We start from the raw sequence: 24,367 nt of genomic DNA, 5'->3' as shown, positions 1-24,367 counted from the left end.
GTCAGTCTGACTTATTCATCGATTTCAAACACCGATATGGAAAGCCCTCGCAATCCAGGTTGCGAGGGCTCCTTGCTGATATCAGAATCTGGCTGAAAGGCCCAGATCAGGCCGCTTGGTCCAAGGTCGGATAGTCGTCGTAACCCTTGGCGCCGCCGCCGTAGAGCGTTGTCTGATCCCATTGGGCGAGCGGTGCGTTTTCCTTCAGGCGGCGGACAAGATCCGGATTGGAGATAAACGGCTTGCCGAAGGCAACGACATCGGCCTTGCCGCTGTCGACGGCTTCGATCGCCATCTCGCGGGTATAAGCATTGTTGAGCATCCAGCCTGCCTTGCCGCCTGCTGCCTTATAGGCCGCGTGCAGCGCGTCGTAGTCGAAGGGCAGGAAGTCGCGCTTGCCGCCGGTCTGGCCTTCCACGACATGGATATAGGCAAGGCCGTATTTCGCCAGGCCTTCGACGACCCGGGTGAAGAGCTGCTGGGGAGCTGGGTCGCTGGCATCGCCAGAGGGCGTGACGGGAGAAATGCGGATTGCCGTGCGGCCAGCGCCCACTTCCTTGGAGACCGCATCGACCACTTCGAACAGGAAGCGGGTACGGTTCTCGATCGAGCCGCCATACTGGTCGGTGCGATCGTTGATATCGCCGCGCAGGAACTGGTCGATCAGATAGCCGTTGGCACCATGGATCTCGACGCCGTCGAAACCGGCATCGATGGCGGCGCGGGCGGCCTTGCGATAATCTTCGATGATACCCGGGATTTCCGAGGTTTCGAGTGCACGTGGCTCCGAGACGTCGGTAAAGCCACCGGTGCCGTCGCCGTTGACCAGATAGGTCTTCGAATTTTCAGCGCGCCTGGAGGTCGACGAGACCGGCTTGCCGCCATTCGGCTGCAGGGTGGTATGGGAGATACGGCCGACATGCCACATCTGCACGACGATCTTGCCGCCATTGGCGTGCACGGCGTCCGTCACCTTCTTCCAGCCGTCGAGCGCTTCCTTGCTGTAAAGGCCGGGAACGTTGGCGTAGCCCTGACCTTGATGGGTGATTGCCGTTGCCTCGGTGATGATCAGGCCCGCGGTTGCCCGCTGGGCATAATATTTGACGTTCAGATCGTTCGGCACAGCATTCGGCGAGCGATTGCGCGTCAGGGGCGCCATGACGATGCGGTTGGCGATGGAAATATCGCCGAGCTTCGTCGGTTCGAATAATTTGGTCATGGGGTTAGTCCTTTCTTTTGGGGGAGGGAGAAATCAGGAGGAGGCGGCAGCCAAGGCCGGGGAGCTATGGGTTAAGGCAGCAGCTTTTTGGGGAAGATCGCGGCGGTTGCGAAGGACGTGAGCATGGGTGCGGGGAGAGCAGCCCACATTTTCAGAGTTCCTTCTCCATGGCCGCGAGGAATTCGGCGATTGTTTCCTCGTTGCGCTTGTAGAAAATCCATTGGCCGAGGCGCTTGGTTGTTACCAGGCCGGCGCGATGAAGCGTGCCGAGGTGGGCAGAGACGGTGGACTGAGAGAGACCACAGCGCTCGAACTGACTGGCGCAGACACCAAGCTCCAGCGGGTGTTCCTGCGTCGGAAAATGTGTTTCCGGATCTTTCAGGTGGTTGAGGATTTCCAGCCGGGCCGGATTGGCCAAAGCCTTCAATATCTCGTTCTTGTCCATGGTGTTCACCACCCAATATCGAATAATTACGATTTATGTATCGACGATTTTCGATATATCAAGGGCGACGCCGAATATTATTTTTCGGCAAGGCTGCCGATATGCGTGCTTAGAAATTGGGCAAAAAAAGAGGGCCACCGGTATGAACCAGGGCCCTTATAGGTGTGAAGGTCAAAACCTCCAGAGGGGAACAGCCAATGCGGTGGAACTGGGAGGAAAAGCCACCGTGTGCATCAGCTGTGTGCGTTATGATGTTAATTTGTGCAGTGCGCAATGCTTTTTTGTGCATGGCAGTTATGCATTTGGCGTGTCTGGGACAAAAGAGCAAAAAAAAGGGCCTCCGGAGTGAACCAGGGCCCTATAGGTATGAAGGTCAAAAACCTCCAGAGGGGAACAGCCAATGCGGTGGAACTGGGAGGAAAAGCCACCGTGTGCATCAGCTATGTGCGATATGGTAGTTAAATGTGCAGGCTTCAACTCTCATTTGTGCATATCAGCTATGCATCATATGCGCGGCTCGTATGCTGGTCCTAAAAAGAGTTGGTTATCAGTAACTTACCTTCGTCAGAAATTCCAGTTGCGCGCTTTCGCGACGATAAAATCACGGAAAACCTTGAGCTTGGCCGCATTCTTCATTTCGTCCGGATAGCAGAAATAGGTGTCGAAGGACGGCACGTCTGCATTGATCGCGAGTTGAATGAGGCCTGGGTCGCGACCGACGATATAATCGGGCAGTACTGCGATGCCGATGCCAAGCAGGCAGGCGCGCTTGATCGACGTCTGGCTGTTGATCTGCAGATGCGGAGCGCGCTTGTTGTCGGATGAGCGGCCGGCAATCTCGAGCCAGTTGACATCCAGCAGGTAGTTTGGTGCCGGTTCGCCAAAGCTGATGATGCGATGCTCGTCCAGATCCTCGACCGACTGCGGCTCGCCGTAGCGGTTGATATAGGAGGGGGCGGCATAGACGTGCATGTGCACGGTAAAGAGCTTGCGCTGGATCAGATCCGATTGTTGCGGCTGGCGCAGACGGATGGCGCAATCGGCGTGACGCATGTTCACGTCCAGCTCCTCATTGTCGAGGATGAGCTGGATCGACATGTCAGGATAAAGCTGCAGGAATTCCTGGATCTTGTCGGTGAGCCAGCCCTGGCCGAGGCCAACGGTCGTCGTCACCCGCAGTTTGCCGCTTGGCTTGTCGGTCGTCTCGGTCAATTGCATCTTGACCGTTTCGAGCTTCAGCAAAACGTCGTGAGCGGTGCGATAAAGCAGCTCGCCCTGTTCCGTCAGGATGAGGCCGCGCGCATGGCGGTGGAAGAGTTTTATGCCGACATCCTGCTCAAGAGCGCTGACCTGGCGGCTGATGGCGGATTGGGACAAATGCAACTTGTCCGCCGCATGCGTGAACGAACCCGCTTCGGCAGCCGCGTGAAAGATACGCAGCTTGTCCCAATCCAATGGCATGCCGTTTCCCCTCATCGGCTGCATCACTCCGCAGCCACGGCGACGGGCATGTGCCCAGTCAGATAACGTTCCGCTTCAAGTGCGGCCATGCAGCCCATTCCTGCTGCCGTGATCGCCTGCCGGAACGTATCGTCGGTCACATCACCGGCCGCATAGATGCCTTCGACGTTTGTCGCGGTCGAATCCGGTGCGGTCCAGAGATAACCATTGTCCTTGAGCTTCAATTTGCCCTTGAAGAGCTCGGTCGCCGGCGCATGACCGATGGCAACGAAGACGCCGTCGATCGGCATCTCCGTGATGGCGCCAGTGCGTGTATCGCGCAGGCGCGCGCCCGTGACGGATGGCGGCATCGGCGGCTTGGCCGGCGTGCCGGTGATCTCCGCGACCTCAGTGTTCCAGAGAATTCTAACGTTTTCCTTGGCGAACAGGCGCTCCTGCAGGATCTTTTCCGAACGGAAAGTATCGCGGCGATGCACCACCGTCACCGATTTGGCGATGTTGGAGAGATAGAGTGCTTCCTCGACAGCGCTGTTGCCGCCGCCGACCACGATCACCTCCTTGTTGCGATAGAAGAAGCCGTCACAGGTGGCGCAGGCGGAGACGCCGAAGCCCTGGAAATGCTGTTCGCTCTCGATACCCAGCCATTTCGCCTTGGCGCCTGTGGCAATGATGAGAGTGTCGGCGGTCCAGACCTGGCCGCTGTCGGTATGGGCAACGAAAGGACGCTTGCTGGTATCGACTTCGGTCACGAGGTCGTTGACGATCTCGGCGCCCACATGCTGGGCCTGCTGCAGCATCTGCTCCATCAGCCACGGACCCTGGATCGGATCGGCAAAGCCCGGATAATTCTCGACATCGGTCGTGATCATCAGCTGGCCGCCCTGTTCGAGACCGGCGATCAGAACGGGCTGCAGCATCGCGCGCGCGGCATAAACCGCGGCGGTGTAACCGGCTGGGCCGGAACCGATGATGAGCACCTTCGTGTGGCGGGCAGGCATAGTCAGTCCTTTCAATTCGGCGATTGCGAAACCGCGGCTTCAAGCGCGCAAAACAGGCGATTTCGCGATCCGCGCTTCATTTATGATTGCCTTATGCATTTATTCAAGGGCAGCCTTGCATTACACACAGAGCAAATCTGCTTTGTGTTAGAATCAACTACGCGGGAGAAACTTTCTTGCGTATTTTCCTGCCTTATATAGAAGCTGGCGAGGGGGAATTAAAGAAAGGCAAAAAAAGTGCTTCGCGCTGAGCTCGATGCTATCGATATCAAGATTCTGCGGGAACTCCAGCGGGACGGACGCATGACCAACGTCGAGCTCGCGGACCGGGTCGGCATTTCGGCGCCGCCATGCCTGCGCCGCGTGCGCAAATTGGAAGAGGCCGGCGTCATCGAAGGCTATCACGCCATGCTGAACAGCCCGAAACTGGGTTTCGATCTCGTGGCATTCTGCATGGTCGGCCTGAAGCATCAGTCGGAGGCGAACCTCAAGGCTTTCGCCAGCGCGACTTCCGCGTGGCCGCTTGTTCGGCAGGCATGGATGGTGTCCGGTGACAGCGATTTCCTGCTGCACTGCGTTGCGGAAAATCTTACCCGTTTCCAGGACTTCGTCATCGAAGTTCTGACGGCGAATGAGCATGTCGACACCGTGCGCACTATGCTGACCATCCGGCAAGTCAAGAAACTCGGCCTGGTGGAGCTTTAGGCGAATGGCAGATCGCCCTTGGTATCGGTCGCTGATCAAATCCGGCGTGCGCCTTTTCCTGGGCGGCTCGCGGGCTCATGTGCAGGACTGGTTTCCGGGGCTCAGCATCGTCCGCAGCCAGAATGTCAGCGAGGTGCTTTACCGCGGCGTCAAGGTCGCGAGCCTTGCGGGCATGGACCGTCTGCGCGAACGCTGCGGCGATGCGGTCTACATCGTCGGGTCAGGCCCGTCGATTCGCGATAGCGATCTGAGCGGCCTGGAATTCCGCAGCGCCATTCTTTTGAATGGTGCCATCGGCCTGTCAGGCGACACAATCTCCGAGCCTTTGGCAATTGCAGTCGAGGATGAACGTTTTGTCTGGCGGCATCTCGACATACTGCGCGAGAAGGTGGCTCCCGGTTCGCTTTGCCTGTTTTCCGTGGCGGTGCTGCGTGCGCTCTGCGAGATCGACAAAAGCTGGCTGGCGGACAAGACGATCATCCTGATCGACGATATCCGCAAGCCCTATGGTGCGCGCCGCCGTTCCCTCGACGATCTCAAAAAACTGCAATATGTGCGATTGGATGCTGAGGGTTCGGCAGGTTTTTCGCTTTCGCCTGATCGCGGAGTTTTTCTGGGCGGATCCGTTGCCGTCTCGGCCCTGCAATTCGCTCTCTACTGCGCGAAGCATCAAGTCGGCTTTCTGGGGATCGATATCTCCAATGCCGGCGAGCCCCGCTTTTATGAGACCGCCGGAGATACCGCTTTTTCCGGCATCGCGCGCGCTGAAGCCCGCATCATCGAGCATCTCGTACTTGCACGGCAAATTGCAGTCGAGCGCGGGGTCTCTTTCGTCAACTATTCCGGCGTTTCGGCGTTGCTCAAATATGATTTTGGCTACGACGACAGGTTTGCGTTGAAGCCGCGGGCGTGATCTTTGCCGGAGCCGGCGAGCCTGCTGTGAAATTAGGGTCGATGGAATGAAGCTTATGCGCTGGCTGAAACCCAAGGCGTCCGACGCCAAGAAGCTGTCCATTGATTCGCCCGAGCCAAGGGCAGGGCGCCACGGCATCGCCATCGCCGCCTGTGTGAAAAACGAGGCTCGTTATATCGAGGAATGGGTGCGCTTTCACCAAGCGGTCGGCATTCGTCACTTCTATATCTATGATAATGGATCGACGGATGAGACCTGTTCGCTTCTTCGTAGCCTGCTCTCTGAAGATGCGTTGACGATTGTCCCCTGGGCAGGGCGCATGCGCGATGCGGCGACAGCGGCGGTATTAAACGGCCAGGTCATTACCTTCGCGCATGCCATCCTGAATTTCGGCGGTGACTACCGCTGGATGGCGTTTATCGATGTGGACGAATTCCTCCTACCGAAGGAGGCAGCGACGGTCGAGCAGGCGTTGGAAGCCGTCGGCGATTTCCCGAATGTCTCGCTGCCCTGGCATATGTTTGCGACCAGCGGCCATGAAACGCCGCCGGACGGACTGTTAACGTTGAATTATACGATGCGCGGCGCCGATCCAATGACGACGAAGGAAAACGTCAGCAATTTCAAGTGTATCGTCGATCCATGTGAAGTAACCGAAGTCAGTGTGCACCAGTTCCGGACGCGGGCCTACGGCGATCTGACGGCCAATGACGCGGGCAAGCGGTTTACCCGGCGTGCACGGAAGTCACCCGAGTTCTATTCGAACCGTTTTCTGCAGCTGAACCACTATTATACGAAATCCCGGCAGGAGCTGATGGAGAAGCTGGCGCGGGGTTGGACCTATGACAGCAGTGCGACGAAATATCGGGACAAGGTCCTGTTCATCGTCAAAAGCATCGAGGAAGACATGGTGGAGGATCGTTCGATGATCGATTTCATCGAGCGCAAGCGCATCGATCTCGGCCGCTGATTGATCCGCTCACTTGTTGGCGACGAGCAGCCGCTTGTAGACGTCGCCGATGGCGGTCGCTTCCTTTTCCAGGGCGAATTCGCTGCGCACATGGCGCACGGCATTTTCTCCCTGGCGAAGGGTTTCCTCCGGATTGGCCAGATAGAAGGCGATCGCTCTGGTGAGAGCTTCGCCATCACCCGCCGGCACCACGGCGCCGGTTTCGCTCGGCACGATCATTTCGGCATAGGCGCCTGCATCCGAGGCGACGACGGCGGTGCGGGAAGCCATGGCTTCCAGCGGCGTCAGACCGAAACCCTCGTTGCGGGAAGGCGCGACATAGAGGGTGGCGCGGCGATACCAGGGCTTGATATCGTCGACTTCGCCCATGAAGCGGATGCGATCGGTGAGGCCTGCATCCGCCACCATCTTTTGCAACTGCTCGCCAAAGCCGCGATGCTCTGATGTCACGCGGCCGCAGACGACGGCCGTCCAGTCCGGATAGCGCGGCAACAGCTCGATCATCGCCCTGACGAAGAGATCCGTGCCCTTCTGATGGCGGACGCGGCCGAAGCAGCCGATCAGATAGGTGCCGGGCAGGCCGGTTGCGGCCATGCGGTCATCGGGCTTTTCCGGCGGATGGAAGCTGTTGAGGTCGACGCCGTGCTGGATGACGGTGTGCGGCACTTCGAGAAAACTGCCCGAGCGGGTGCTGGTGGCGATCACGGCATCCATGCGGCGGATCAGCCAGCGCGTATAGCCGGTGTGGCGGCGCTGGGCGGCCGAGGTAAAGACGAGCTTGAGGGGCATGCGCAGAACGGAGCGCAACAGCAAGCCCACCAGCATTTCGTTGTTGCGGCGGGCATGCCAAATGCGGACGCGATAGCGGCGCGGCTTCATCCACAGACCGGGCAGGCGGAGCCAGCCGAGCCTTGGCAGGTTCTCCGGCAGGCCGGGGCCGAGTGTGGCGATATGATAGCCGAGCTCGACCTGCTTGGGGATGAGCTGCACGATCGTGGACGTAACGCCGGAAAGCCGCCGTTTGAAATTCGTTGCTATGATTTCGATCTCGCGGAGATCGCTCGCATGCGCTGTCTCGCGATCGCGCACGGGCGATCAGCCCCAAGTGATGGAGAGAATTTCGTAGCCCTTGGCGCCGCCGGGTGCATTGACCTCGATGGAATCGCCGACTTCCTTGCCGATCAGAGCGCGGGCGATCGGGGAGGAGATGGAGATGCGGCCTGCTTTCACGTCGGCTTCCTGGTCGCCGACGATCTGGTAGATCTTCTCTTCTTCTGTGTCTTCGTCGACGAGCTTGACCTTGGCGCCGAACTTGATCTTCGAGCCGGACATCTTGGTGAGATCGATGACTTCGGCGCGCGCCGTCAGGTCTTCGAGTTCGCTGATGCGGCCTTCATTGTGGCTCTGGGCTTCCTTGGCTGCATGGTACTCGGCATTTTCAGAGAGATCGCCATGGGCGCGCGCTTCTGCAATTGCCTCGATGATTCGCGGGCGCTCCTCCTGCTGACGCCAGCGCAGTTCTTCCTGCAGCTTGACGAACCCGTTCTGCGTCATCGGTACCTTTTCAACCATTTTTCTTGTCCTTCACTCCCTGTGTTGCTCTGCTGCAGACACAAAAGAAAACAGGTCCCGAAGGGGTACTTCGGAACCATCCAGAGCCGTTATTCTCTCACCTATAGCAGATTGCGACAGACGAAAGCCAGAAAATTCGAAGGTTTAGGGAAAGGTCCTGTTGAAGCTCCCTGACCATTCGATCGGCTGGCGGGGTCGCAATGAACGTGAGCCGGCTATCCTGCTCACGCTCCTTATTATCGAATCAGCTGCTTCAGAAATAGCTCTGCAGCGGCTGAACTTCGAGGTTTCCGGCCTTCAGCGCCTTGATCGCCATGGCGGCTGCTTCGGCACCGGCCATGGTGGTGTAATAGGGTACCTTCTGCATCAACGTCGCGCGGCGCAGCGACTTCGAGTCCGAGATCGCCTTGTTGCTGTCGGTGGTGTTGATGACGAGCTGGACCTGACGGTTGCGGATCGCGTCCTCGATATGCGGACGTCCCTCAAGCACCTTATTGATCTTCGTCGCTTCGATGCCGTTTTCGGCTAGATAGCGCTGGGTTCCGCCGGTTGCCAGCACCTTGAAGCCCTGTTCGGCCAGCATGCGGATCGCCGGCAGCACGCGCGGCTTGTCTTCGTCGCGAACCGAGACGAAGACCGTTCCATCACGCGGCAGCTCCACGCCGGCGCCGAGCTGCGACTTGGCGAAGGCCAGCGCGAAATCCGTGTCGAGGCCGATGACTTCGCCGGTCGAGCGCATTTCCGGCCCGAGCAGGGTGTCGACGCCAGGGAAGCGGGCGAAGGGGAAGACTGCTTCCTTGACGGCGATATGCTTCAGCTTGCGCGGATCGGGCTTTTCGCCATAGGCGGCAAAGGTCGCATCCAGCTTTTCGCCGGCCATGACGCGGGCGGCGATCTTGGCGATCGGCGCGCCGATGGTCTTGGCGACGAAGGGCACCGTACGCGAGGCGCGGGGGTTGACTTCGAGCACGTAGACCGTGTCGTCCTTGATGGCGAACTGAACGTTCATCAGGCCGCCGACATTCAGAGCCTTGGCCATGGCTTTCGCCTGGCGCTCCAACTCGTCGATCATCGCAGGAGAGAGCGTGCGAGGCGGCAGCGAGCAGGCGGAGTCACCCGAATGGATGCCGGCCTCTTCGATGTGCTCCATGATGCCGGCAATGTAGACGTCGGTGCCGTCGGAGAGGCAATCGACGTCGACTTCGATGGCGTTCGTCAGATAGCTGTCGAACAGCAGCGGGTTCTTGCCGAGCAGCGTGTTGATCTGGCCGGTCTTGTCGTTCGGATAACGCTGCTTGATGTCTTCCGGCACCAGCTCGGGAACCGTGTCGAGCAGGTAGCTCTGCAGCTGGCCTTCCGAATGGAGGATCTGCATGGCGCGGCCGCCAAGAACGTAGGACGGGCGCACGACCAGCGGGAAGCCGATTTCGGAGGCGACGAGGCGTGCCTGTTCGACGGAGTAGGCAATGCCGTTATTCGGCTGGTTGAGATCAAGCTTCATCAGGAGCTTCTGGAAGCGGTCACGATCTTCGGCAAGGTCGATCGCATCAGGCGCAGTGCCGAGGATCGGGATACCGTTCTTTTCCAGCGCTTCGGCGAGCTTCAGCGGCGTCTGGCCGCCGAACTGAACGATGACGCCGACGACTTCGCCCTTTTCCTGCTCCGCACGCAGGATCTCGATGACATCTTCGGCCGTCAGCGGCTCGAAATAGAGACGATCCGAGGTGTCGTAGTCGGTCGAAACCGTTTCCGGGTTGCAGTTGATCATGATGGCTTCATAACCTGCATCCTTCAGCGCGAAGGCGGCATGGCAGCAGCAATAATCGAACTCGATGCCCTGGCCGATTCGGTTCGGGCCGCCACCGAGGATGACGACCTTCTTGCGGTCGGAAACCTGGGCCTCGGAGCGGGCAGCGCCGACGAAGGGCGTTTCATAGGTCGAGTACATGTAGGCCGTCGGCGAGGCGAATTCGGCGGCGCAGGTATCGATGCGCTTGAAGACCGGGCGCACGTTCAGCGAATTGCGGAATTCCGCCACTTCCTTCGGGCGCTTGCCGGCCAGCGTCGCGAGACGGGCGTCGGAGAAGCCCATGGCCTTCAGCATGCGCAGATTGGCGGCATCCTGCGGCAGGCCGTGCTCACGAATGCGGCTTTCCATGTCGACGATGTTCTTCAGCTGCTCAAGGAACCAGGGGTCGATCTTGCAGCCTTCATGCACCTCTTCGACGCTGAGCCCCAAGCGCAGCGCCTGGGCGACCATGCGCAGGCGATCGGGCGTCGGCGTGCCGATGGCGGCGCGGATGGCGTTGCGGCTGCCTTCGCCTTCCTCTGTGCCGGGGATTTCGATCTCGTCCAGACCTGTGAGGCCAGTTTCGAGGCCGCGCAGCGCCTTCTGCAGCGATTCCGCGAAGGTACGGCCGATCGCCATGACTTCGCCGACCGACTTCATCGCGGTCGTCAGAACCGGGGATGCGCCGGGGAATTTTTCAAAGGCGAAGCGCGGGATCTTGGTGACGACGTAGTCGATCGACGGTTCGAAGGAGGCGGGCGTCGCGCCGCCGGTGATGTCGTTTTCGAGTTCGTCCAGGGTGTAGCCAACGGCGAGCTTGGCTGCGATCTTGGCGATCGGGAAGCCGGTTGCCTTCGAGGCCAGCGCGGAGGAGCGCGACACACGCGGGTTCATCTCGATGACGACCAGGCGGCCGTCCTTCGGATTGACGGCAAACTGTACGTTCGAGCCGCCGGTTTCGACGCCGATCTCGCGCAGAACCGCGATCGAGGCGTTACGCATGATCTGGTATTCTTTGTCCGTCAGCGTCAGAGCGGGAGCGACGGTGATCGAGTCGCCGGTATGAACGCCCATCGGGTCGATGTTCTCGATCGAGCAGATGATGATGCAGTTGTCCGCCGTGTCGCGGACGACTTCCATCTCGAATTCCTTCCAGCCAAGCACCGATTCTTCGATCAGCACCTCCGTGGTCGGCGAGGCATCAAGGCCGCCGCCGACGATTTCGAAGAATTCCGAGCGGTTGTAGGCGATGCCGCCGCCGGTGCCGCCAAGCGTGAAGGACGGACGGATGATGGCGGGCAGGCCGACATGGTCGAGCGCCTGTGCGGCAATTGCCATTGCATGGCTCATATAGCGCTGCTTGCGGTCGCTTTCGCCGAGGTTCCACTGGTTTTCCAGTTCGTCGAGTGCCTTGTCGAGCTCGGTGCCGGTAAGCTGCGCCTTCAGCTTGCTGCGCTCGGCCTCGTGGGTCTTGCGATCGGCGTCCTTGATGTCTGTGGCGTTGGCCAGCATCGAGCGTGGGGTTTCGAGGCCGATGCGGGCCATCGCTTCGCGGAAGAGAGCGCGGTCTTCGGCCATGTCGATGGCGGCGGGCTTCGCGCCGATCATCTCGACATTGTAGCGGTCGAGCACGCCCATGCGCTTCAGCGACAGCGCGGTATTGAGTGCGGTCTGGCCGCCCATCGTTGGCAGCAGCGCGTCAGGGCGCTCCTTGGCGATGATCTTGGCGACGACCTCGGGCGTAATGGGTTCGACATAGGTCGCATCCGCCAGGCCCGGATCGGTCATGATCGTTGCCGGATTTGAGTTGACGAGGATGACGCGGTAGCCTTCCTCTCGGAGTGCTTTACAGGCCTGCGTGCCCGAATAGTCGAATTCGCAAGCCTGTCCGATAACAATCGGTCCTGCACCGATAATGAGGATCGATTTGATATCTTGGCGCTTCGGCATGGGCTCACATCCGTTTTTTCGTTGCGCCAAAAACCGGCCAGGGTGGGAGATCACCGGCCGGGGGCGCTATGGGCAATATTTTCAGGCTAGAAGCGGCTTATAGGCAAATGTAATTGTAAACGGAACCCCATAAATGGCGGAATCGACATGAATTCTGCCGACTTTGTCGCCATTAGCCGAAACGCCGCCGGACATCTTCCGCATAGGAGCGGCTGACGGGCACCTCGACGCCGTCCCGTGCGACGACGAAAAGCTTGCCGTTGTCGCGTTTCAGGCGAGTGATATGATCCGTCGCGATCCAATGCGATCGGTGCAGGCGGATACCTTCTATATTGCCGATTTCCGTGAGTGCGTCGCCGAAACGCAGCAGGATGAGTTCCCGACCGCGTGTCGTCACCACTTCGGTATAATGATCGCGAACGGTGAGCCTTACCAATGCGCCCCGGTTTTCTGGCTTCAAGCGCAAGAGAATCGGCGGCTGCGAAGCCACGGTTCGAATCTCTGCAGGGGCGGTGGGCCTAGCGTTCGCCTCCGTGGCATCCGACCCCTCGGCTGCCACCACTATCTGCCGGTGCATGGTCAGATAGGCGAGAACGCAGAAGAGGACGCAAAGCGGTATGGAGCCGAGCGATTGATGTAGGCTGGCGCTCAGGCTGGGCGCCGTTCCAAAGAACGCGAGATTAACGAGTGCGATTCCGAAGCCAATCGGCAGTGCGGCAACGACGGATCCGATCATTAACCGGGCGAACATGCTGGCTATATGCCTGCGCAGCAGGATTTCGGCGGCGACGGAGAAGACGATCGCGATCGACCAGGCCATGGCGTGTAGGGTAAGCCAGTAACCGAGCCGCGCTCCCGGCATCAGCCGATCAAGGGTGCCGTAGGGGCCGGTCAAGGCAAAGATCAGGACGATCGTGACAAAGGTCGCCCAGAAACGCGGTGAATGCTGAATGATCCGCAATTCGCGAAGCGTGGATTGCAGAAAGGTGTGATCCACGAAGATTTCCCGTTCTTTCGCGCAATTTCGATTGAGAGAACAACACTATCGCGGAAAGGCTCGGCAAACTCAACCGGATACAGATGATGACCCTCGAGCCGCTTCTCGATGCCCCGATCGCGATCCAGATCCATGTCGCGGCGGTTTTCCCGGCCGCCCTGCTCGGCGCCTATCTTCTTGCCAGGCCAAAGGGAACGCCGAGACACCGTCTGCTCGGCAAGATATGGCTGGTCTTGATGGCAATTACGGCGCTGTCGAGCTTCTTCATTCATCAGATCGACATGTTTTACGGCTTCAGCCCGATCCATCTGCTCTCCCTTTTCGTTCTCTTCGGTTGCTGGGGAGCGATCGCCAATGCACGCAAACATGATATCGACGCGCATAAGCGCATCGTCAGAGGCCTTTACTTCGGTGGCATCGTGGGTGCCGGAGCTTTTACCTTTCTTCCGGGGCGGATCATGAACAAGGTGGCCTTCGATGGCGATGAAATGGCGCCGTTTCTGGTCGCGGCGGGTATAGTCATTGCGCTTTTATGGCTGATGTCTAAAGAAATATGGCAGCGCCGCCGTTTAAGCTAATGTTCTGTCGATAGCCAACTGGCTTTGTTACACTTCCTGGATATATAAATACCTCAAGGGACTTTGATTTTAGGCATCGCCAGGAGGTGCACTATGGATTGGAAGGGGCGTCGGCAATCCGACAATATCGAGGACGAACGTGGCTCATCGCCCATGGGTGGCGGGGGTGGCGGCGGCTTCCGGTTCCCGGGCGGAGGGATCGGCGGCGGCGGCTTGAGCTTCCGCACCATTATCGTGCTTATCGTGATCTTCCTGATCCTGAGGGCCATGGGCGTCGATGTCATCGGTCTGCTGCAGCAAAGCGGCATGCTGGAGGGCGGCGGCTCCGGATATCAGCAGAGCACTTCCAACAGTAGTAGCGGCGGGCAGCCGGCCAATGACGAGATGAAGCAGTTCGTCGCGACCGTGCTTGCCGACACGGAAGACACCTGGACCGGCATCTTCAAATCGATGGGCCAGACCTATACGGATCCAAAGCTCGTGCTGTTTTCCGGCAGCTTCCCTTCGGCTTGCGGTCAGGCTTCGGCGGCGACCGGCCCCTTCTATTGCCCGAGCGATCAGAAGGTCTATCTCGACATGGCCTTCTTTCAGCAGATGAAGGATCAGTTCGGCGCATCCGGCGATTTCGCGCAAGCCTATGTGATTGCGCATGAGGTCGGCCATCATGTGCAGGACCTACTCGGAATCCTGCCAAAATTCAATCAGGCCCGCCGCAGCATGAGCGAAGTGGACGCCAACAAGATGTCGGTGCGCATCGAACTGCAGGCCGATTGCTTCGCCGGCATCTGGGGCAAGTTCACCCAGCAGAAGGGCATCCTGCAGGCCGGCGACCTCGAAGAGGCGCTGAATGCGGCGCAGCAGATCGGCGACGACACGCTGCAGAAGCGCACGCAGGGCTACGTCGTTCCCGACAGCTTCAATCACGGCACGTCGGCGCAACGCGTGAAGTGGTTCAAACAGGGCTTCGAATCCGGCAAGCTCTCGGATTGCGATACGCTGAACAATCCGGTCTGATCCTGCTTGCCCGCTCCCGGGATACCGGCGAGCGGGCAAGCCTTTCGGGTTATTTCTCGCTGTCGAGATGCGTCAGCTGCGCTTCGGGGTAGCGGCCACCGGCCGCGGCGTCTTTCGGGATCGCGCGTTCGATCGCGGCCATATCGGCTTGCGACAATTCAACCGAGAGCGCTCCCAGGGCCTCCGTCAGGCGGTCGCGGCGGCGGGCGCCGATGATCGGGGCGATATCCTTGCCCTTGGCTGCGACCCAGGCAATCGCGATCTGCGCGACGGTCGCGCCCTTCGCCTCGGCGATCCGGCGTAAAGCTTCCACCAGTTCCAGGTTCTTTTCGACGTTTCCAACCTGAAAGCGCGGGCTTATCGTGCGGAAGTCGTCCTTTTGGACATTATCCTTCTGCCAGTGGCCGCTGATGAGGCCGCGCGAAAGAACGCCGTAGGCAGTAACGCCGATGCCGAGTTCACGGCAGGTCGGCAGGATCTTGTCTTCGATGCCGCGCGAGATCAGCGAATATTCGATCTGCAGGTCGACGATCGGATGGATGGCAGCAGCGCGGCGGATGGTGTCAGCGCCGACTTCCGACAGGCCGATATGTCTGATGTAGCCCGCCTTGATGAGGTCCGATATCGCGCCAATCTGATCTTCGATCGGCACGTTCGGGTCGAGGCGGGCAGGGCGGTAGATATCGATGTGATCGACGCCGAGGCGCTGCAGCGAATAGGCGACGAAATTGCGGATCGCCGCCGGCCTGGCATCGTAGCCGAGCCATGCTCCGGCGGGATCGCGCAGCGCGCCGAACTTGACGCTCAGCAGGAAATCGTCCCGCTCCACCCCCTTGATCGCTTCGCCGATCAACATCTCATTGTGGCCCATGCCGTAGAAATCACCGGTATCGAGCAGGTTGATCCCAGCATCGAGCGCGGCATGGATGGTGGCGATGCTTTCGGTGCGATCAGACGGCCCATACATGCCAGACATACCCATGCAGCCGAGGCCAAGTGTCGATACCTGCGGTCCGGTTCTTCCCAGTTGATGTTTTTCCATCGTTACTCTCCTTGGTCGAAGGTGCGCTCTCTTTTCCAGAGGCTTCTGTGATGATGTTTTACTCCGCTGCGCTCTGTGCGATAATCCGGGTAAATCGAAACGGGTCGTTTGGAATTTCGCACAATGGATGACTTGCCACTGGCAGACCTGGTTGCCTTTACTGCGGTTGCCCGCGAACGCAGCTTTCGTGAAGCGGCACGCAAGCGCGGCGTTTCCGCCTCGTCATTAAGCGAAGCGGTCCGGCGGCTGGAGGAGCGGCTAACGGTCCGTCTGCTCAATCGCACGACCCGAAGCGTGACGCCGACTGAAGCTGGGGAGCGGCTCATGGAGCGGCTGACGCCCGCCATGAGCGAGATCTCTGTGGCGCTCGACGATATCAACAGCTTTCGTGACAGCGTCGGCGGGACTTTGCGGCTGAATGTGCCGATCGTCGCCGCCATGGTCGTCATGCCCGACATCATCAGCCGCTTTCTGAAGGAGTATCCGGCGATATCAGTCGAAATCGTCGCCGAGGACAGTTTCATCGATGTGGTGGCGGCCGGCTACGATGCCGGGATTCGCTATGACGAGCGGCTGGAAAAGGACATGATCGCCGTACCGATCGGGCCGCGGCAACAGCATTATATCACGGCTGCCGCGCCGGCCTATCTGGCTGCAAACGGCACGCCGCAACATCCGCGCGATATACTCGAGCATCGCTGTATTCGTCATCGCTTCCTGAGCGGATCTGCTTTGCCATGGGAGTTCGAAAGGAAGGGCGAGACGATCTTCATTACGCCACCGATGGTCGTCGCGACGAATTCGATCGACATAGAGCGCAGCGCGGCGGTGGCTGGATTGGGCATCATCAGAACATTCAAGGAATTCCTCGCGCCGCAGATTGCCAGCGGAGAATTGGTGCCGATTTTGGAAGAATGGGACACGGCTTTTTCCGGTCCGTTTCTCTATTATGCCAGCAGACGCCACATGCCGGCACCGCTTAGAGCCTTCGTCGACTTTCTCAATCGAGAACAGCGGCGCGGTCGCGACAGATAGTCGCTTTTGTGCCAAGGATCAAAAAAAGCGTTCGATAAATCAATAGGATTGAAGCGTTCACGTATTGTTTCCGCCAAAATCTTTATGTATGGGGAACGCACCGGTTTTTCGTTCACGTTCTGTCTCTTTCATCGAGGCGGAGCCGCCAGAAGGCATCTCCATGATCGATCAGAAATTCGCCCGTCGAGGCCTGTTCCTCGTCTTCCTTATCCTCTTCCTCGACGTCATCGGTATCGCGATCATCATGCCGGTGATGCCGAAATATCTTGAGGAATTGACGGGTGCCTCGGTCAGCACGGCTGCAACCGAGGGCGGCTGGCTGTTGCTGGCCTATGCCGGCATGCAGTTTCTGTTTTCACCCTTGATCGGCAATCTGAGCGATCGCTATGGCCGTCGGCCGCTGCTATTGGCCTCCGTGCTGACCTTCGCGATCGACAATTTCATCTGTGCGATTGCCGGCTCCTACTGGATGCTGTTTGTCGGCCGCATCCTCGCCGGCATCAGCGGCGCAAGTTTCTCGACCTGCTCCGCCTATATCGCCGATATCAGCAATGACGAGAACCGCGCGAAGAATTTCGGCCTGATCGGCATGGCTTTCGGTGTCGGCTTTGTGCTTGGCCCCGTCATCGGGGGCTTTCTGGGCGAGTTCGGCCCCCGCGTGCCCTTCTATGGCGCGGCGGCTCTCGCGTTCCTGAATTTCGTTGGCGCCTATTTCCTGCTGCCGGAAACGCTCGACGCGAAACACCGCCGGCCCTTCGAGATCACGCGCGCCAATCCGTTCGGCGCGCTGAAGCACATGCGCCGCTACCAAGGTATCGGCTGGGTCTGTGTCGTGATGTTCCTGAACTGGCTGGCGCATGGCGTTTACCCGGCGGTCTGGGCTTTCGTCACCTCCTATCGCTATGACTGGAGCGAGGGGCAGATCGGCTTCTCGCTCGCTGTCTATGGGATCGGTGCCGCCATCGCCATGGGTCTCGTATTGCCACGGCTGGTGCCTGTGCTCGGCGAGTGGAAGACTGCAGTGCTCGGAATGGTGTTTTCCGGTCTCGGCCTGATCGGCTACGCCTTTTCATGGCAAGGTTGGATGGTTTACGCAGTTATTGTCTTGACTGTCATTGAAAATGTCGCGGATGCGCCGCTTCGTTCCATTGCAGCCAGCAAGGTTCCGCCTTCCGCACAAGGCGAATTGCAGGGAGTGCTCGGCAGCCTGACGAGTATAACCGCCATCATTGGGCCGGTGCTGTTTCCGTATCTGTTCCAGTATTATACCGCGCCAACCGCACCCGTCGTTTTTGCTGGTGCGCCCTTCATCATGAGCGCAATCCTGGTGGTCGCCGGCCTTGTCGTGCTCGTGGCGAAGGTCCGCAAGACCGAGCCGAAAGCGGTATCCCAATCGCAGGCAGGCGAAGCGGCCTAAAATATCATCAGATATTTTGATGTTCTGATGAATTCTTTAGCATCATGGGCTTGTTCGCTGGCTTTTTAACCTAGGTTGCGTTAATGCGACGGGCTCGCGCACCCTTGGGTAGGACGGTTTGCGCGATTATAAAGATCGAGTCTTTGCTATGGATATGCCGGCACCTGTGCGCCCTTACGCGCATGACAATGATAATTCGTGGTCTGCACATGTGCGCGCAACGCTTGCGCTGGGCATTCCGCTGATCGGTGCGCAATTGGCGCAGCTCGGCATTAACACCACTGATGTGATGATCGTGGGCCGGCTCGGTGCCGAGCAGCTCGCTGCAATGGTGCTTTCCGCGCAGTTTCTGTTCACGATCCTGGTTTTCGGATCGGGTTTTTCCATCGCGGTCATGCCGCTGGTGGCCCAGGCCTATGGCAGAGGCGACGTTACCTCGGTGCGCCGCGCGCTGCGCATGGGCCTTTGGGTCGTAACGGCCTATTGGCTGTTGGCGCAGCCGGCTTTCTTCTATTCCGAGGAGATTTTGCTCGCGGCGGGGCAGAAGCCCGAAGTCGCGAAATTGGCGAGCGGCTATATCGACATCGGCCACTTCGCCGTGTTGCCGGGGCTGCTCTACAATGTCATCCGGGCGCTGGTGAGCGCCATCGGCCGCGCCGGCATCATCCTCAAAGTGACTATCGCCATGTTGGTGATGAATGCCGTGCTTGCCTATATCCTGGTGCTCGGCCATTTCGGCCTGCCGGCGATGGGCCTGCATGGTGCGGCCATTGTCTCGGTCGCCGTGCAGACCGCCGGTTTGCTCTTCATCGTTGGGTACGTGCAAGCCCATCAAGAAACGCGGCGCTACGAGATATTTGTGCGATTCTGGCGGCCCGACTGGCATGCTTTATGGGATGTCATCCGGCTTGGTTTCCCGATCGGCGTAACGGTTCTGGCTGAGGTCAGCCTATTCACGGCAGCATCGCTGCTGATGGGCCAGATCGGCACCGTCGAGCTTGCTGCGCATGGCATCGCTTTGCAGTGGGCGTCCATCGCCTTCATGATTCCGCTGGGCCTCAGCCAGGCGGCAACGGTGCGCGTCGGTGTCGCCCACGGGCAGGGCGATCACCGCGGTCTCAAGCGTGCGGCCATCGTCGTGCTCGTCGTTTCGTGCTGTATCGCGCTTTGCGGCAGCATTCTGTTTGCAACCGTGCCATCCTGGCTGGCAAGCTGGTTCCTTGACGTCCATTCGGCCGAGGCGCCTGATGTCCTTGCCTTTGCCGCTCCGCTGATCGTCGTGGCCGGCTTCTTCCAGCTTGTCGATGGGCTGCAGGCGATTGCGAGCGGTCTGCTGCGTGGACTGAAGGATGCGCGGGTACCGATGATCCTGGCGCTGATCGCCTATTGGCCGATCGGCTTCTTTCTCGCCTGGCTGCTGGCGTTTCCGCTCGGCTTCGGCGGTATCGGCATCTGGTTCGGCTTCCTGCTCGGCCTTGCTTCAGCAGCGGCGATGCTTTGCGCCCGGTTCTATATTCTCGTGCGGACGCAAAAGGCTGCCGTCGCTTGATAGCGGCAGTCATCTTCGCACCGCGAGACTACTGACAAAAATTGACAGCATGATCGTCTATAACTGTTTCATACCAGAGACGGGAGACGACTATGATGTCCAAGGCAAGCAATTATAGTGGTGCCGCGCTTTTCCCGCGGGAAGACCAGATCAATCAGGGGGCGGCTGTACGCCTCCTGCCACACGCCAACACCTCATCCCGGCGGCAGGAGCCGGAGCAGAAATCCTACTGGTTGGCAGTCGCGAGTGCCGAGCATGTGCGTATCGGGCGCCAGCATGGTTTCATGCAGGTAAATCATGGCAAGCGCGCCCCTTTAATGCGGATCAAGCCGGGCGACGGCATCATCTACTATTCGCCCTCCGTCAAAATGGGCGAAAGGGACGGCTTTCAGAGCTTCACCGCCATCGGCTTTGTCCGTGAAGGCGAGCCCTATCTTGGCGAGATGGGCTGCGGAAACGCCTATCGCAAGGATGTGGATTGGCTGGACGCGCCCGAACAGCCGCTTCGTCCGCTCCTGGGCTGGCTTGATTTCACCCAGGACAAGAATTGGGGTTACAAGCTGAGATTCGGTCTCGTTGAATTCGGGCAATCAGACTTCGAGTTCCTCGAGGAAATCTTGATGAGCGAGCTTGAGGTGGTGAAGCAGCGCCGTCTGCAATCCTGAGTTTCAGCAAGCCTGAACCAATTGAAGACACCTCCCAAGATGACGCACAAAGAGAAAGCCCCGGATTGATCTCAATCCGGGGCTTTTCTCATGCGATTGGGTGGTCGGTTCTATCAGGCGCGTTCGGCGAGGGCCGCTTCGCCCTTCTTCTCGCGCACCAGGTTGATGAAGCGGCGGAAGAGATAGTGGCTGTCCTGTGGGCCGGGCGATGCTTCCGGGTGATGCTGCACGGAGAAGACCGGCTTGCCGGAAACGCGAAGACCGCAATTGCTGCCGTCGAACAGCGAAATATGAGTCTCCTCAACGCCTTCCGGCAGCGACTTCGAGTCGACTGCGAAGCCGTGGTTCATCGAGACGATCTCGACCTTGCCGGTCGTATGGTCCTTGACCGGATGGTTGGCGCCGTGATGGCCCTGATGCATCTTCGCAGTCTTGGCGCCGAGGGCGAGGCCAAGCATCTGATGGCCGAGGCAGATACCGAAGAGCGGGATTTCGGTCTTCAGCAGATCCTTGATGACGGGCACGGCATATTCGCCGGTCGCCGCCGGATCGCCCGGTCCGTTCGAGAGAAAGATGCCATCCGGCTTGAGACCGAGGACGTCATCCGTCGAAGCCGTCGCCGGCAGGACCGTGACCTTGCAATTGAGGCCGGCGAAGAGGCGCAGAATGTTGCGCTTGACGCCGTAATCGAGGCAGACGACATGGTACTTGGCGTCATCGGCGCCGAGTTCGCCATAGCCTTCGTTCCAGACCCAGGGTGTCTGCGACCATTGCGAGGACTGGCCGGAAGAGGCGACCTTGGCGAGATCAAGACCTTCAAGTCCGCTCCACGCCTTGGCATCAGCCTTCAGCTGCTCGATATCGAAGACGCCGTTCGGATCGTGAGCGATCACGCCGTTCGGCATGCCGTTCTCGCGGATCCAGGCGGTCAGTGCGCGCGTGTCGATGCCGCAGAGGCCGATGATGCCGCGCGCCTTCAGCCATTGGTCGAGGTGTTTGGCGGCGCGGTAGTTCGAGGGGTCGGTGATATCGGCCTTGAAGATGACGCCGACGGCGCCGTGGCGGGCGGCCGGCGTCAGGTCTTCGATGTCTTCATCGTTGGTGCCGACATTGCCGATATGGGGGAAGGTGAAGGTGACGATCTGGCCGAGATAGGAGGGGTCGGTCAGGATCTCTTCATAACCCGTGAGCGCCGTGTTGAAGCAGACTTCGGCCTGCACCTTGCCGGTCGCGCCGATACCCTTGCCTTCGATCACGGTGCCATCCGCGAGAACGAGGAGGGCAGTTGGCTTTTCAGTGGTCCATGGGGCTGTGGCGGTCATAGTCGTCATCCCGTTTCCGGCGTCGGGCGCGGCCTTGAAGAGACCGGCGGTTCCGCCATGTTTGTAGCAAGGTGCAGCCGTCGACAGCGGTCGCGGCTTGAGATCTTCCTATCGATCTTATGTGCAGGTGATGGACATAGCTAAACAAGGCGAGCCGGTCAATGCGCGGTTTTGCTTTCCCGTCAAGGAATTCGGGCTCTCGGGTGCAATTGCGTTGATCGACACTGTTGGTTTAAGAGACAGCAACATGACATAAGTGGCCGGGGCGATCGTCGCCGGCCTGCTTCAAGGAGTTAAAGACATGATCCGCGAAACCCTTTCCAACGCCCAGAAAGATGCCATGAAGGCCAAGGACACGGCGAGGCTTTCGACCGTCCGTCTCATCCTCGCAGCCATTAAGGACAAGGACATCGCCAATCGCGGTCTCGGCAAGGAACAGGCGAGCGAAGACGAGATTCTGCAGCTGCTCGCCAAGATGATCAAGCAGCGCGAGGAATCGGTGAAGATCTACATCGAGGGCGGGCGTCCGGAGTTGGCTGACAAGGAGCGCGAGGAAATCGCCGTCATCCAGGGTTTCATGCCGGAGCAGCTTTCCGAAGATAAGGTTCGCGAGATCTGCGTTGCGATTGTCGCGGAACTTGGCGCGCAGGGCCTGAAGGATATGGGCAAGTGCGTGGCCGCCCTGCGCGAGCGCTATGCCGGTCAGATGGATTTTGCCAAGGCTTCGGCTATCTTGAAGGAGCTGCTGAAGTAAAATTCTGTTTCGCGCTCGGCATGCGGATTGGCCGCGTGCCGAGGGTGTTTTGCCAGGCAGCGTCTATGATGGCGAGCTTCCCCGCCTGATAGTTGCAATATTCCTCGACAAAGGCGCTCGAGAGCCAAAGCTGGCTCCGTCCCGGCGATCCCATCCACCCCACGCTTTGCATTTTTATGGCCTTGTTCATGAGTCGCTTTGCGTTTGTTCTGGAGATCAGAAAGCGGTTGCAGATATCGGTAAAGGCCACCGGCCCGATAATCGCTTTTTTAGTCGTGGTGTTGATTGTCCCGATGCGGGAGATCAGATAATCCATGATGATGCCGCCCGAGTTTGCCCAGGTAAACAGGTCGAAGGTTTCTCCCGGATTGCGCAGCTCGTCGCTTTCAATGATGCCAACCGAGATCGTGGGCTGCATAAGGGCAATGAGTTCCGGTTTTTTGCCAAATGAGGCGTTGCGCTTGCCGCCATCCAATCGATCCAGCACGGAAAGATGGATGCTCAGCCATAGCGCAAGCTGCTTTGCGGCCTCTTCCGTCGGCTGCATCGGCCGAGCGCGCCGATCATTGGCTATGGGCAGGTAGCGCAGAAAATCGAGAGCAAGCATCTCCTGAATAAAGCTAAGCGCAGTGTTGTGGCTGGCGATTTCATGCTCGACAATATAGTTGGCGAAACGATTGGCATGGATGCCGGGCGGTTCCCCGTCAATGCCGCCACAATAGAGGGCGAAGCCGGCAAGCGCCATCAGCCAGCGCTGCTGTGAAGCAAAGACGGAGCATACGTGCTGATTCCGATCATAAGTTGATAAAATCTCTCGTGTATAATCGAGGATTTCTGGGAAAAAATTCGGGTTTTGTGTAAGTTCCTTTGTAGACAAAGACATGCAATCGTCTCCGATCAACTGAACTAAGTTTCAAATTGTCTGACGAGATAATTAATAAGATCGCATATACGTAGATAATAAAGGATATCGATCGACAGCCTTGCGTCAAGATACTCGCGGCGAGGAACCAAAGATGTTCCGCAGCATGTGCGGGATGCTCGCGCCGTCGTGAATTGGAGATGGCCCAAAATTAGAGAAGGCAGGAGCTGGGGGAGCTCCTGCCTTCTTGCGCTTTGCTGACATTTGATGACGCAGGGTGGGGCCCAAAAATCAAACGTCTTTTGCAAAGGCACTCAGGTGGGGCGGCGCCGGGGGTAGGGATGGTGCCCCACCTGAGTATCTGCTGAACTTATCGGAGAATCCTGATCTGCTGGGGCAAAGCCAATGCCTGCGGCGGCAGTTCGGACATTTGAATCTTTACGCCTGCTGAAAGGGCAGGGACCTTCATATCCGCCGGCAGCTGATAACCTGCACCGGCATAGAGCACGTTCTTGTCGCTGGCGCTGCCGGTCATTGTGGCCGAGCTATAAGTAGCTGTGGCAAAGATGGCTGCTGCTGCCAAGGGTACGATAAGAACGCGCATTTTTCTCTCCTAAACTGAAAGCCCGTACCTGGTGGCCTTCGGTTCGTCAGGGCGTCTCGGCATGTCGCGTCGCGAAGAAGTCCTTCGCCGGCTTGTCTCGCCCTGTGAGAAAGACGCTATTGCGACGCACACCAACAATCAAATTACAAAAAAATAATGTTTGGCTTACGAACCATGCCGCAAATGTGCCCTCAAGGAGTGTCGCCCGGGCGCGATTGCTTTGCAGCCATTGATTGTTCATGGTGTCGCCCTTGTTCGCATTTGTCGACTATAGGCTGTGCAAGCCTTTGCTTTTCCGCAGATTTTTGCGGACGAAATAGTTACTCCCATGGACATAATCCTACCAGTTCCGGTCACGGTGAAGCGATTTTTGGGCGTTTCGGGCCTGTCAAACGCGGCCGTGGATTTCGAGGCGAATGCGAATAAATGTGCCGCCGTGTTCACGGAGTTGTGATCGAGGGGCGAAAATGCAATCGCCGGCAAAGGGCTGTGAATAGCGTGGGAGG

The 24,367-nt window shown here is 58.9% G+C and carries 23 protein-coding genes; 10 read left to right on the top strand and 13 right to left on the bottom strand.

Features of this window, described 5'->3' with window-relative positions:
* Positions 1-106 precede the first annotated feature (106 nt).
* The 4 genes from RTCIAT899_RS12385 to trxB form a co-directional block, all read right to left on the bottom strand.
* A complete protein-coding gene (locus tag RTCIAT899_RS12385; protein WP_015340582.1) occupies positions 107-1,219 on the bottom strand; it encodes an alkene reductase in 1,113 nt (370 codons plus the stop codon).
* Positions 1,220-1,370: 151 nt separating this feature from the next.
* On the bottom strand, positions 1,371-1,664 hold the full coding sequence (locus tag RTCIAT899_RS12380) for an ArsR/SmtB family transcription factor (RefSeq protein WP_041677594.1): 294 nt from the start codon (positions 1,662-1,664) through the stop codon (positions 1,371-1,373).
* A 564-nt stretch (positions 1,665-2,228) separates the two neighbouring features.
* Positions 2,229-3,125, bottom strand: coding sequence for a LysR family transcriptional regulator VtlR (locus RTCIAT899_RS12375; protein ID WP_015340580.1), 897 nt, complete (start codon positions 3,123-3,125; stop codon positions 2,229-2,231).
* A gap of 23 nt (positions 3,126-3,148) precedes the next feature.
* Positions 3,149-4,123, bottom strand: coding sequence for a thioredoxin-disulfide reductase (gene trxB / locus RTCIAT899_RS12370; protein WP_015340579.1), 975 nt, complete (start codon positions 4,121-4,123; stop codon positions 3,149-3,151).
* Positions 4,124-4,360: 237 nt separating this feature from the next.
* On the opposite strand from trxB, the gene RTCIAT899_RS12365 reads away from it, so the two are divergent.
* The 3 genes from RTCIAT899_RS12365 to RTCIAT899_RS12355 are packed head-to-tail and all read left to right on the top strand — an operon-like array spanning position 4,361 to position 6,711.
* Positions 4,361-4,828, top strand: a complete 468-nt coding sequence (locus RTCIAT899_RS12365) for an Lrp/AsnC family transcriptional regulator (protein ID WP_015340578.1) — start codon at positions 4,361-4,363, stop codon at positions 4,826-4,828.
* Between the two features lie 4 nt (positions 4,829-4,832).
* A complete protein-coding gene (locus RTCIAT899_RS12360) occupies positions 4,833-5,741 on the top strand; it encodes a glycosyl transferase (RefSeq protein ID WP_015340577.1) in 909 nt (302 codons plus the stop codon).
* A 55-nt stretch (positions 5,742-5,796) separates the two neighbouring features.
* Positions 5,797-6,711, top strand: a complete 915-nt coding sequence (locus tag RTCIAT899_RS12355) for a glycosyltransferase family 92 protein (protein WP_015340576.1) — start codon at positions 5,797-5,799, stop codon at positions 6,709-6,711.
* A gap of 9 nt (positions 6,712-6,720) precedes the next feature.
* Here RTCIAT899_RS12355 and RTCIAT899_RS12350 read toward each other — a convergent pair whose 3' ends face one another.
* The 4 genes from RTCIAT899_RS12350 to RTCIAT899_RS12335 form a co-directional block, all read right to left on the bottom strand.
* Positions 6,721-7,800 carry a glycosyltransferase family 4 protein gene (locus RTCIAT899_RS12350; protein WP_015340575.1) on the bottom strand — a complete coding sequence of 360 codons (1,080 nt, stop codon included), beginning with the start codon at positions 7,798-7,800 and terminating at the stop codon, positions 6,721-6,723.
* Positions 7,801-7,806: 6 nt separating this feature from the next.
* Positions 7,807-8,283: a transcription elongation factor GreA gene (gene greA, locus RTCIAT899_RS12345; RefSeq protein ID WP_015340574.1), complete on the bottom strand. Its 477-nt coding sequence runs from the start codon at positions 8,281-8,283 to the stop codon at positions 7,807-7,809.
* 253 nt (positions 8,284-8,536) lie between these two features.
* Complete coding sequence (gene carB, locus RTCIAT899_RS12340) at positions 8,537-12,022, bottom strand: carbamoyl-phosphate synthase large subunit (RefSeq protein ID WP_015340573.1); 3,486 nt, start codon at positions 12,020-12,022, stop codon at positions 8,537-8,539.
* 172 nt (positions 12,023-12,194) lie between these two features.
* On the bottom strand, positions 12,195-13,019 hold the full coding sequence (locus RTCIAT899_RS12335) for a LytTR family DNA-binding domain-containing protein (RefSeq protein WP_015340572.1): 825 nt from the start codon (positions 13,017-13,019) through the stop codon (positions 12,195-12,197).
* Positions 13,020-13,105: 86 nt separating this feature from the next.
* Between RTCIAT899_RS12335 and RTCIAT899_RS12330 the strand changes: the two genes are divergently transcribed.
* Both RTCIAT899_RS12330 and ypfJ read left to right on the top strand, forming a co-directional pair.
* Positions 13,106-13,597, top strand: coding sequence for a DUF2306 domain-containing protein (locus tag RTCIAT899_RS12330; protein WP_015340571.1), 492 nt, complete (start codon positions 13,106-13,108; stop codon positions 13,595-13,597).
* A gap of 93 nt (positions 13,598-13,690) precedes the next feature.
* The gene (gene ypfJ / locus RTCIAT899_RS12325; RefSeq protein ID WP_015340570.1) at positions 13,691-14,611 is read left to right on the top strand and encodes a KPN_02809 family neutral zinc metallopeptidase; all 921 of its coding nucleotides are present in this window, start codon (positions 13,691-13,693) and stop codon (positions 14,609-14,611) included.
* 49 nt (positions 14,612-14,660) lie between these two features.
* Here the strand turns inward: ypfJ and RTCIAT899_RS12320 are convergent, their stop codons facing one another.
* Complete coding sequence (locus RTCIAT899_RS12320; protein ID WP_015340569.1) at positions 14,661-15,653, bottom strand: aldo/keto reductase; 993 nt, start codon at positions 15,651-15,653, stop codon at positions 14,661-14,663.
* A gap of 123 nt (positions 15,654-15,776) precedes the next feature.
* Here RTCIAT899_RS12320 and RTCIAT899_RS12315 point away from each other — a divergent pair, with 123 nt between their 5' ends.
* From RTCIAT899_RS12315 to RTCIAT899_RS12300, 4 genes are all read left to right on the top strand, one after another.
* Complete coding sequence (locus RTCIAT899_RS12315; protein ID WP_015340568.1) at positions 15,777-16,688, top strand: LysR family transcriptional regulator; 912 nt, start codon at positions 15,777-15,779, stop codon at positions 16,686-16,688.
* A gap of 160 nt (positions 16,689-16,848) precedes the next feature.
* Positions 16,849-18,105: a TCR/Tet family MFS transporter gene (locus RTCIAT899_RS12310; protein ID WP_015340567.1), complete on the top strand. Its 1,257-nt coding sequence runs from the start codon at positions 16,849-16,851 to the stop codon at positions 18,103-18,105.
* Positions 18,106-18,253: 148 nt separating this feature from the next.
* Positions 18,254-19,654, top strand: coding sequence for an MATE family efflux transporter (locus tag RTCIAT899_RS12305; RefSeq protein WP_015340566.1), 1,401 nt, complete (start codon positions 18,254-18,256; stop codon positions 19,652-19,654).
* A 92-nt stretch (positions 19,655-19,746) separates the two neighbouring features.
* Positions 19,747-20,319, top strand: coding sequence for an EVE domain-containing protein (locus tag RTCIAT899_RS12300; RefSeq protein ID WP_015340565.1), 573 nt, complete (start codon positions 19,747-19,749; stop codon positions 20,317-20,319).
* Positions 20,320-20,432: 113 nt separating this feature from the next.
* Here the strand turns inward: RTCIAT899_RS12300 and carA are convergent, their stop codons facing one another.
* The gene (gene carA / locus RTCIAT899_RS12295; protein ID WP_041677932.1) at positions 20,433-21,641 is read right to left on the bottom strand and encodes a glutamine-hydrolyzing carbamoyl-phosphate synthase small subunit; all 1,209 of its coding nucleotides are present in this window, start codon (positions 21,639-21,641) and stop codon (positions 20,433-20,435) included.
* Positions 21,642-21,942: 301 nt separating this feature from the next.
* On the opposite strand from carA, the gene RTCIAT899_RS12290 reads away from it, so the two are divergent.
* Positions 21,943-22,395, top strand: a complete 453-nt coding sequence (locus tag RTCIAT899_RS12290) for a GatB/YqeY domain-containing protein (protein ID WP_015340563.1) — start codon at positions 21,943-21,945, stop codon at positions 22,393-22,395.
* On the opposite strand, the gene RTCIAT899_RS12285 is transcribed toward RTCIAT899_RS12290, so the two are convergent.
* The 3 genes from RTCIAT899_RS12285 to RTCIAT899_RS33065 form a co-directional block, all read right to left on the bottom strand.
* Positions 22,370-23,278, bottom strand: coding sequence for a hypothetical protein (locus RTCIAT899_RS12285; protein ID WP_015340562.1), 909 nt, complete (start codon positions 23,276-23,278; stop codon positions 22,370-22,372). The two genes, RTCIAT899_RS12290 and RTCIAT899_RS12285, sit on opposite strands and share 26 nt — an antisense overlap.
* A gap of 349 nt (positions 23,279-23,627) precedes the next feature.
* Entirely contained in the window at positions 23,628-23,861 is a 234-nt protein-coding gene (locus tag RTCIAT899_RS12280) for a hypothetical protein (protein ID WP_015340561.1), read from the bottom strand.
* Between the two features lie 46 nt (positions 23,862-23,907).
* Positions 23,908-24,102: a hypothetical protein gene (locus RTCIAT899_RS33065; RefSeq protein WP_148289260.1), complete on the bottom strand. Its 195-nt coding sequence runs from the start codon at positions 24,100-24,102 to the stop codon at positions 23,908-23,910.
* Between the last annotated feature and the right edge of the window lie 265 nt (positions 24,103-24,367).

The sequence above is a fragment of the Rhizobium tropici CIAT 899 genome, assembly GCF_000330885.1.
Lineage (GTDB): Bacteria > Pseudomonadota > Alphaproteobacteria > Rhizobiales > Rhizobiaceae > Rhizobium > Rhizobium tropici.
This window is presented reverse-complemented; position numbering and strand designations above follow the sequence as displayed.

Coding starts and splice junctions, on each gene's coding strand:
- RTCIAT899_RS12385 (WP_015340582.1), bottom strand. CDS start 1,219: ATGACCAAATTATTCGAACCGACGAAGCTCGGCGATATTTCCATCGCC.
- RTCIAT899_RS12305 (WP_015340566.1), top strand. CDS start 18,254: ATGGATATGCCGGCACCTGTGCGCCCTTACGCGCATGACAATGATAAT.
- RTCIAT899_RS12380 (WP_041677594.1), bottom strand. CDS start 1,664: ATGGACAAGAACGAGATATTGAAGGCTTTGGCCAATCCGGCCCGGCTG.
- RTCIAT899_RS12330 (WP_015340571.1), top strand. CDS start 13,106: ATGACCCTCGAGCCGCTTCTCGATGCCCCGATCGCGATCCAGATCCAT.
- RTCIAT899_RS12320 (WP_015340569.1), bottom strand. CDS start 15,653: ATGGAAAAACATCAACTGGGAAGAACCGGACCGCAGGTATCGACACTT.
- RTCIAT899_RS12285 (WP_015340562.1), bottom strand. CDS start 23,278: ATGTCTTTGTCTACAAAGGAACTTACACAAAACCCGAATTTTTTCCCA.
- ypfJ (WP_015340570.1), top strand. CDS start 13,691: ATGGATTGGAAGGGGCGTCGGCAATCCGACAATATCGAGGACGAACGT.
- RTCIAT899_RS12375 (WP_015340580.1), bottom strand. CDS start 3,125: ATGCCATTGGATTGGGACAAGCTGCGTATCTTTCACGCGGCTGCCGAA.
- carB (WP_015340573.1), bottom strand. CDS start 12,022: ATGCCGAAGCGCCAAGATATCAAATCGATCCTCATTATCGGTGCAGGA.
- trxB (WP_015340579.1), bottom strand. CDS start 4,123: ATGCCTGCCCGCCACACGAAGGTGCTCATCATCGGTTCCGGCCCAGCC.
- RTCIAT899_RS12310 (WP_015340567.1), top strand. CDS start 16,849: ATGATCGATCAGAAATTCGCCCGTCGAGGCCTGTTCCTCGTCTTCCTT.
- RTCIAT899_RS12280 (WP_015340561.1), bottom strand. CDS start 23,861: ATGCGCGTTCTTATCGTACCCTTGGCAGCAGCAGCCATCTTTGCCACA.
- RTCIAT899_RS12290 (WP_015340563.1), top strand. CDS start 21,943: ATGATCCGCGAAACCCTTTCCAACGCCCAGAAAGATGCCATGAAGGCC.
- RTCIAT899_RS33065 (WP_148289260.1), bottom strand. CDS start 24,102: ATGAACAATCAATGGCTGCAAAGCAATCGCGCCCGGGCGACACTCCTT.
- greA (WP_015340574.1), bottom strand. CDS start 8,283: ATGGTTGAAAAGGTACCGATGACGCAGAACGGGTTCGTCAAGCTGCAG.
- RTCIAT899_RS12360 (WP_015340577.1), top strand. CDS start 4,833: ATGGCAGATCGCCCTTGGTATCGGTCGCTGATCAAATCCGGCGTGCGC.
- RTCIAT899_RS12315 (WP_015340568.1), top strand. CDS start 15,777: ATGGATGACTTGCCACTGGCAGACCTGGTTGCCTTTACTGCGGTTGCC.
- RTCIAT899_RS12300 (WP_015340565.1), top strand. CDS start 19,747: ATGATGTCCAAGGCAAGCAATTATAGTGGTGCCGCGCTTTTCCCGCGG.
- carA (WP_041677932.1), bottom strand. CDS start 21,641: ATGACCGCCACAGCCCCATGGACCACTGAAAAGCCAACTGCCCTCCTC.
- RTCIAT899_RS12355 (WP_015340576.1), top strand. CDS start 5,797: ATGCGCTGGCTGAAACCCAAGGCGTCCGACGCCAAGAAGCTGTCCATT.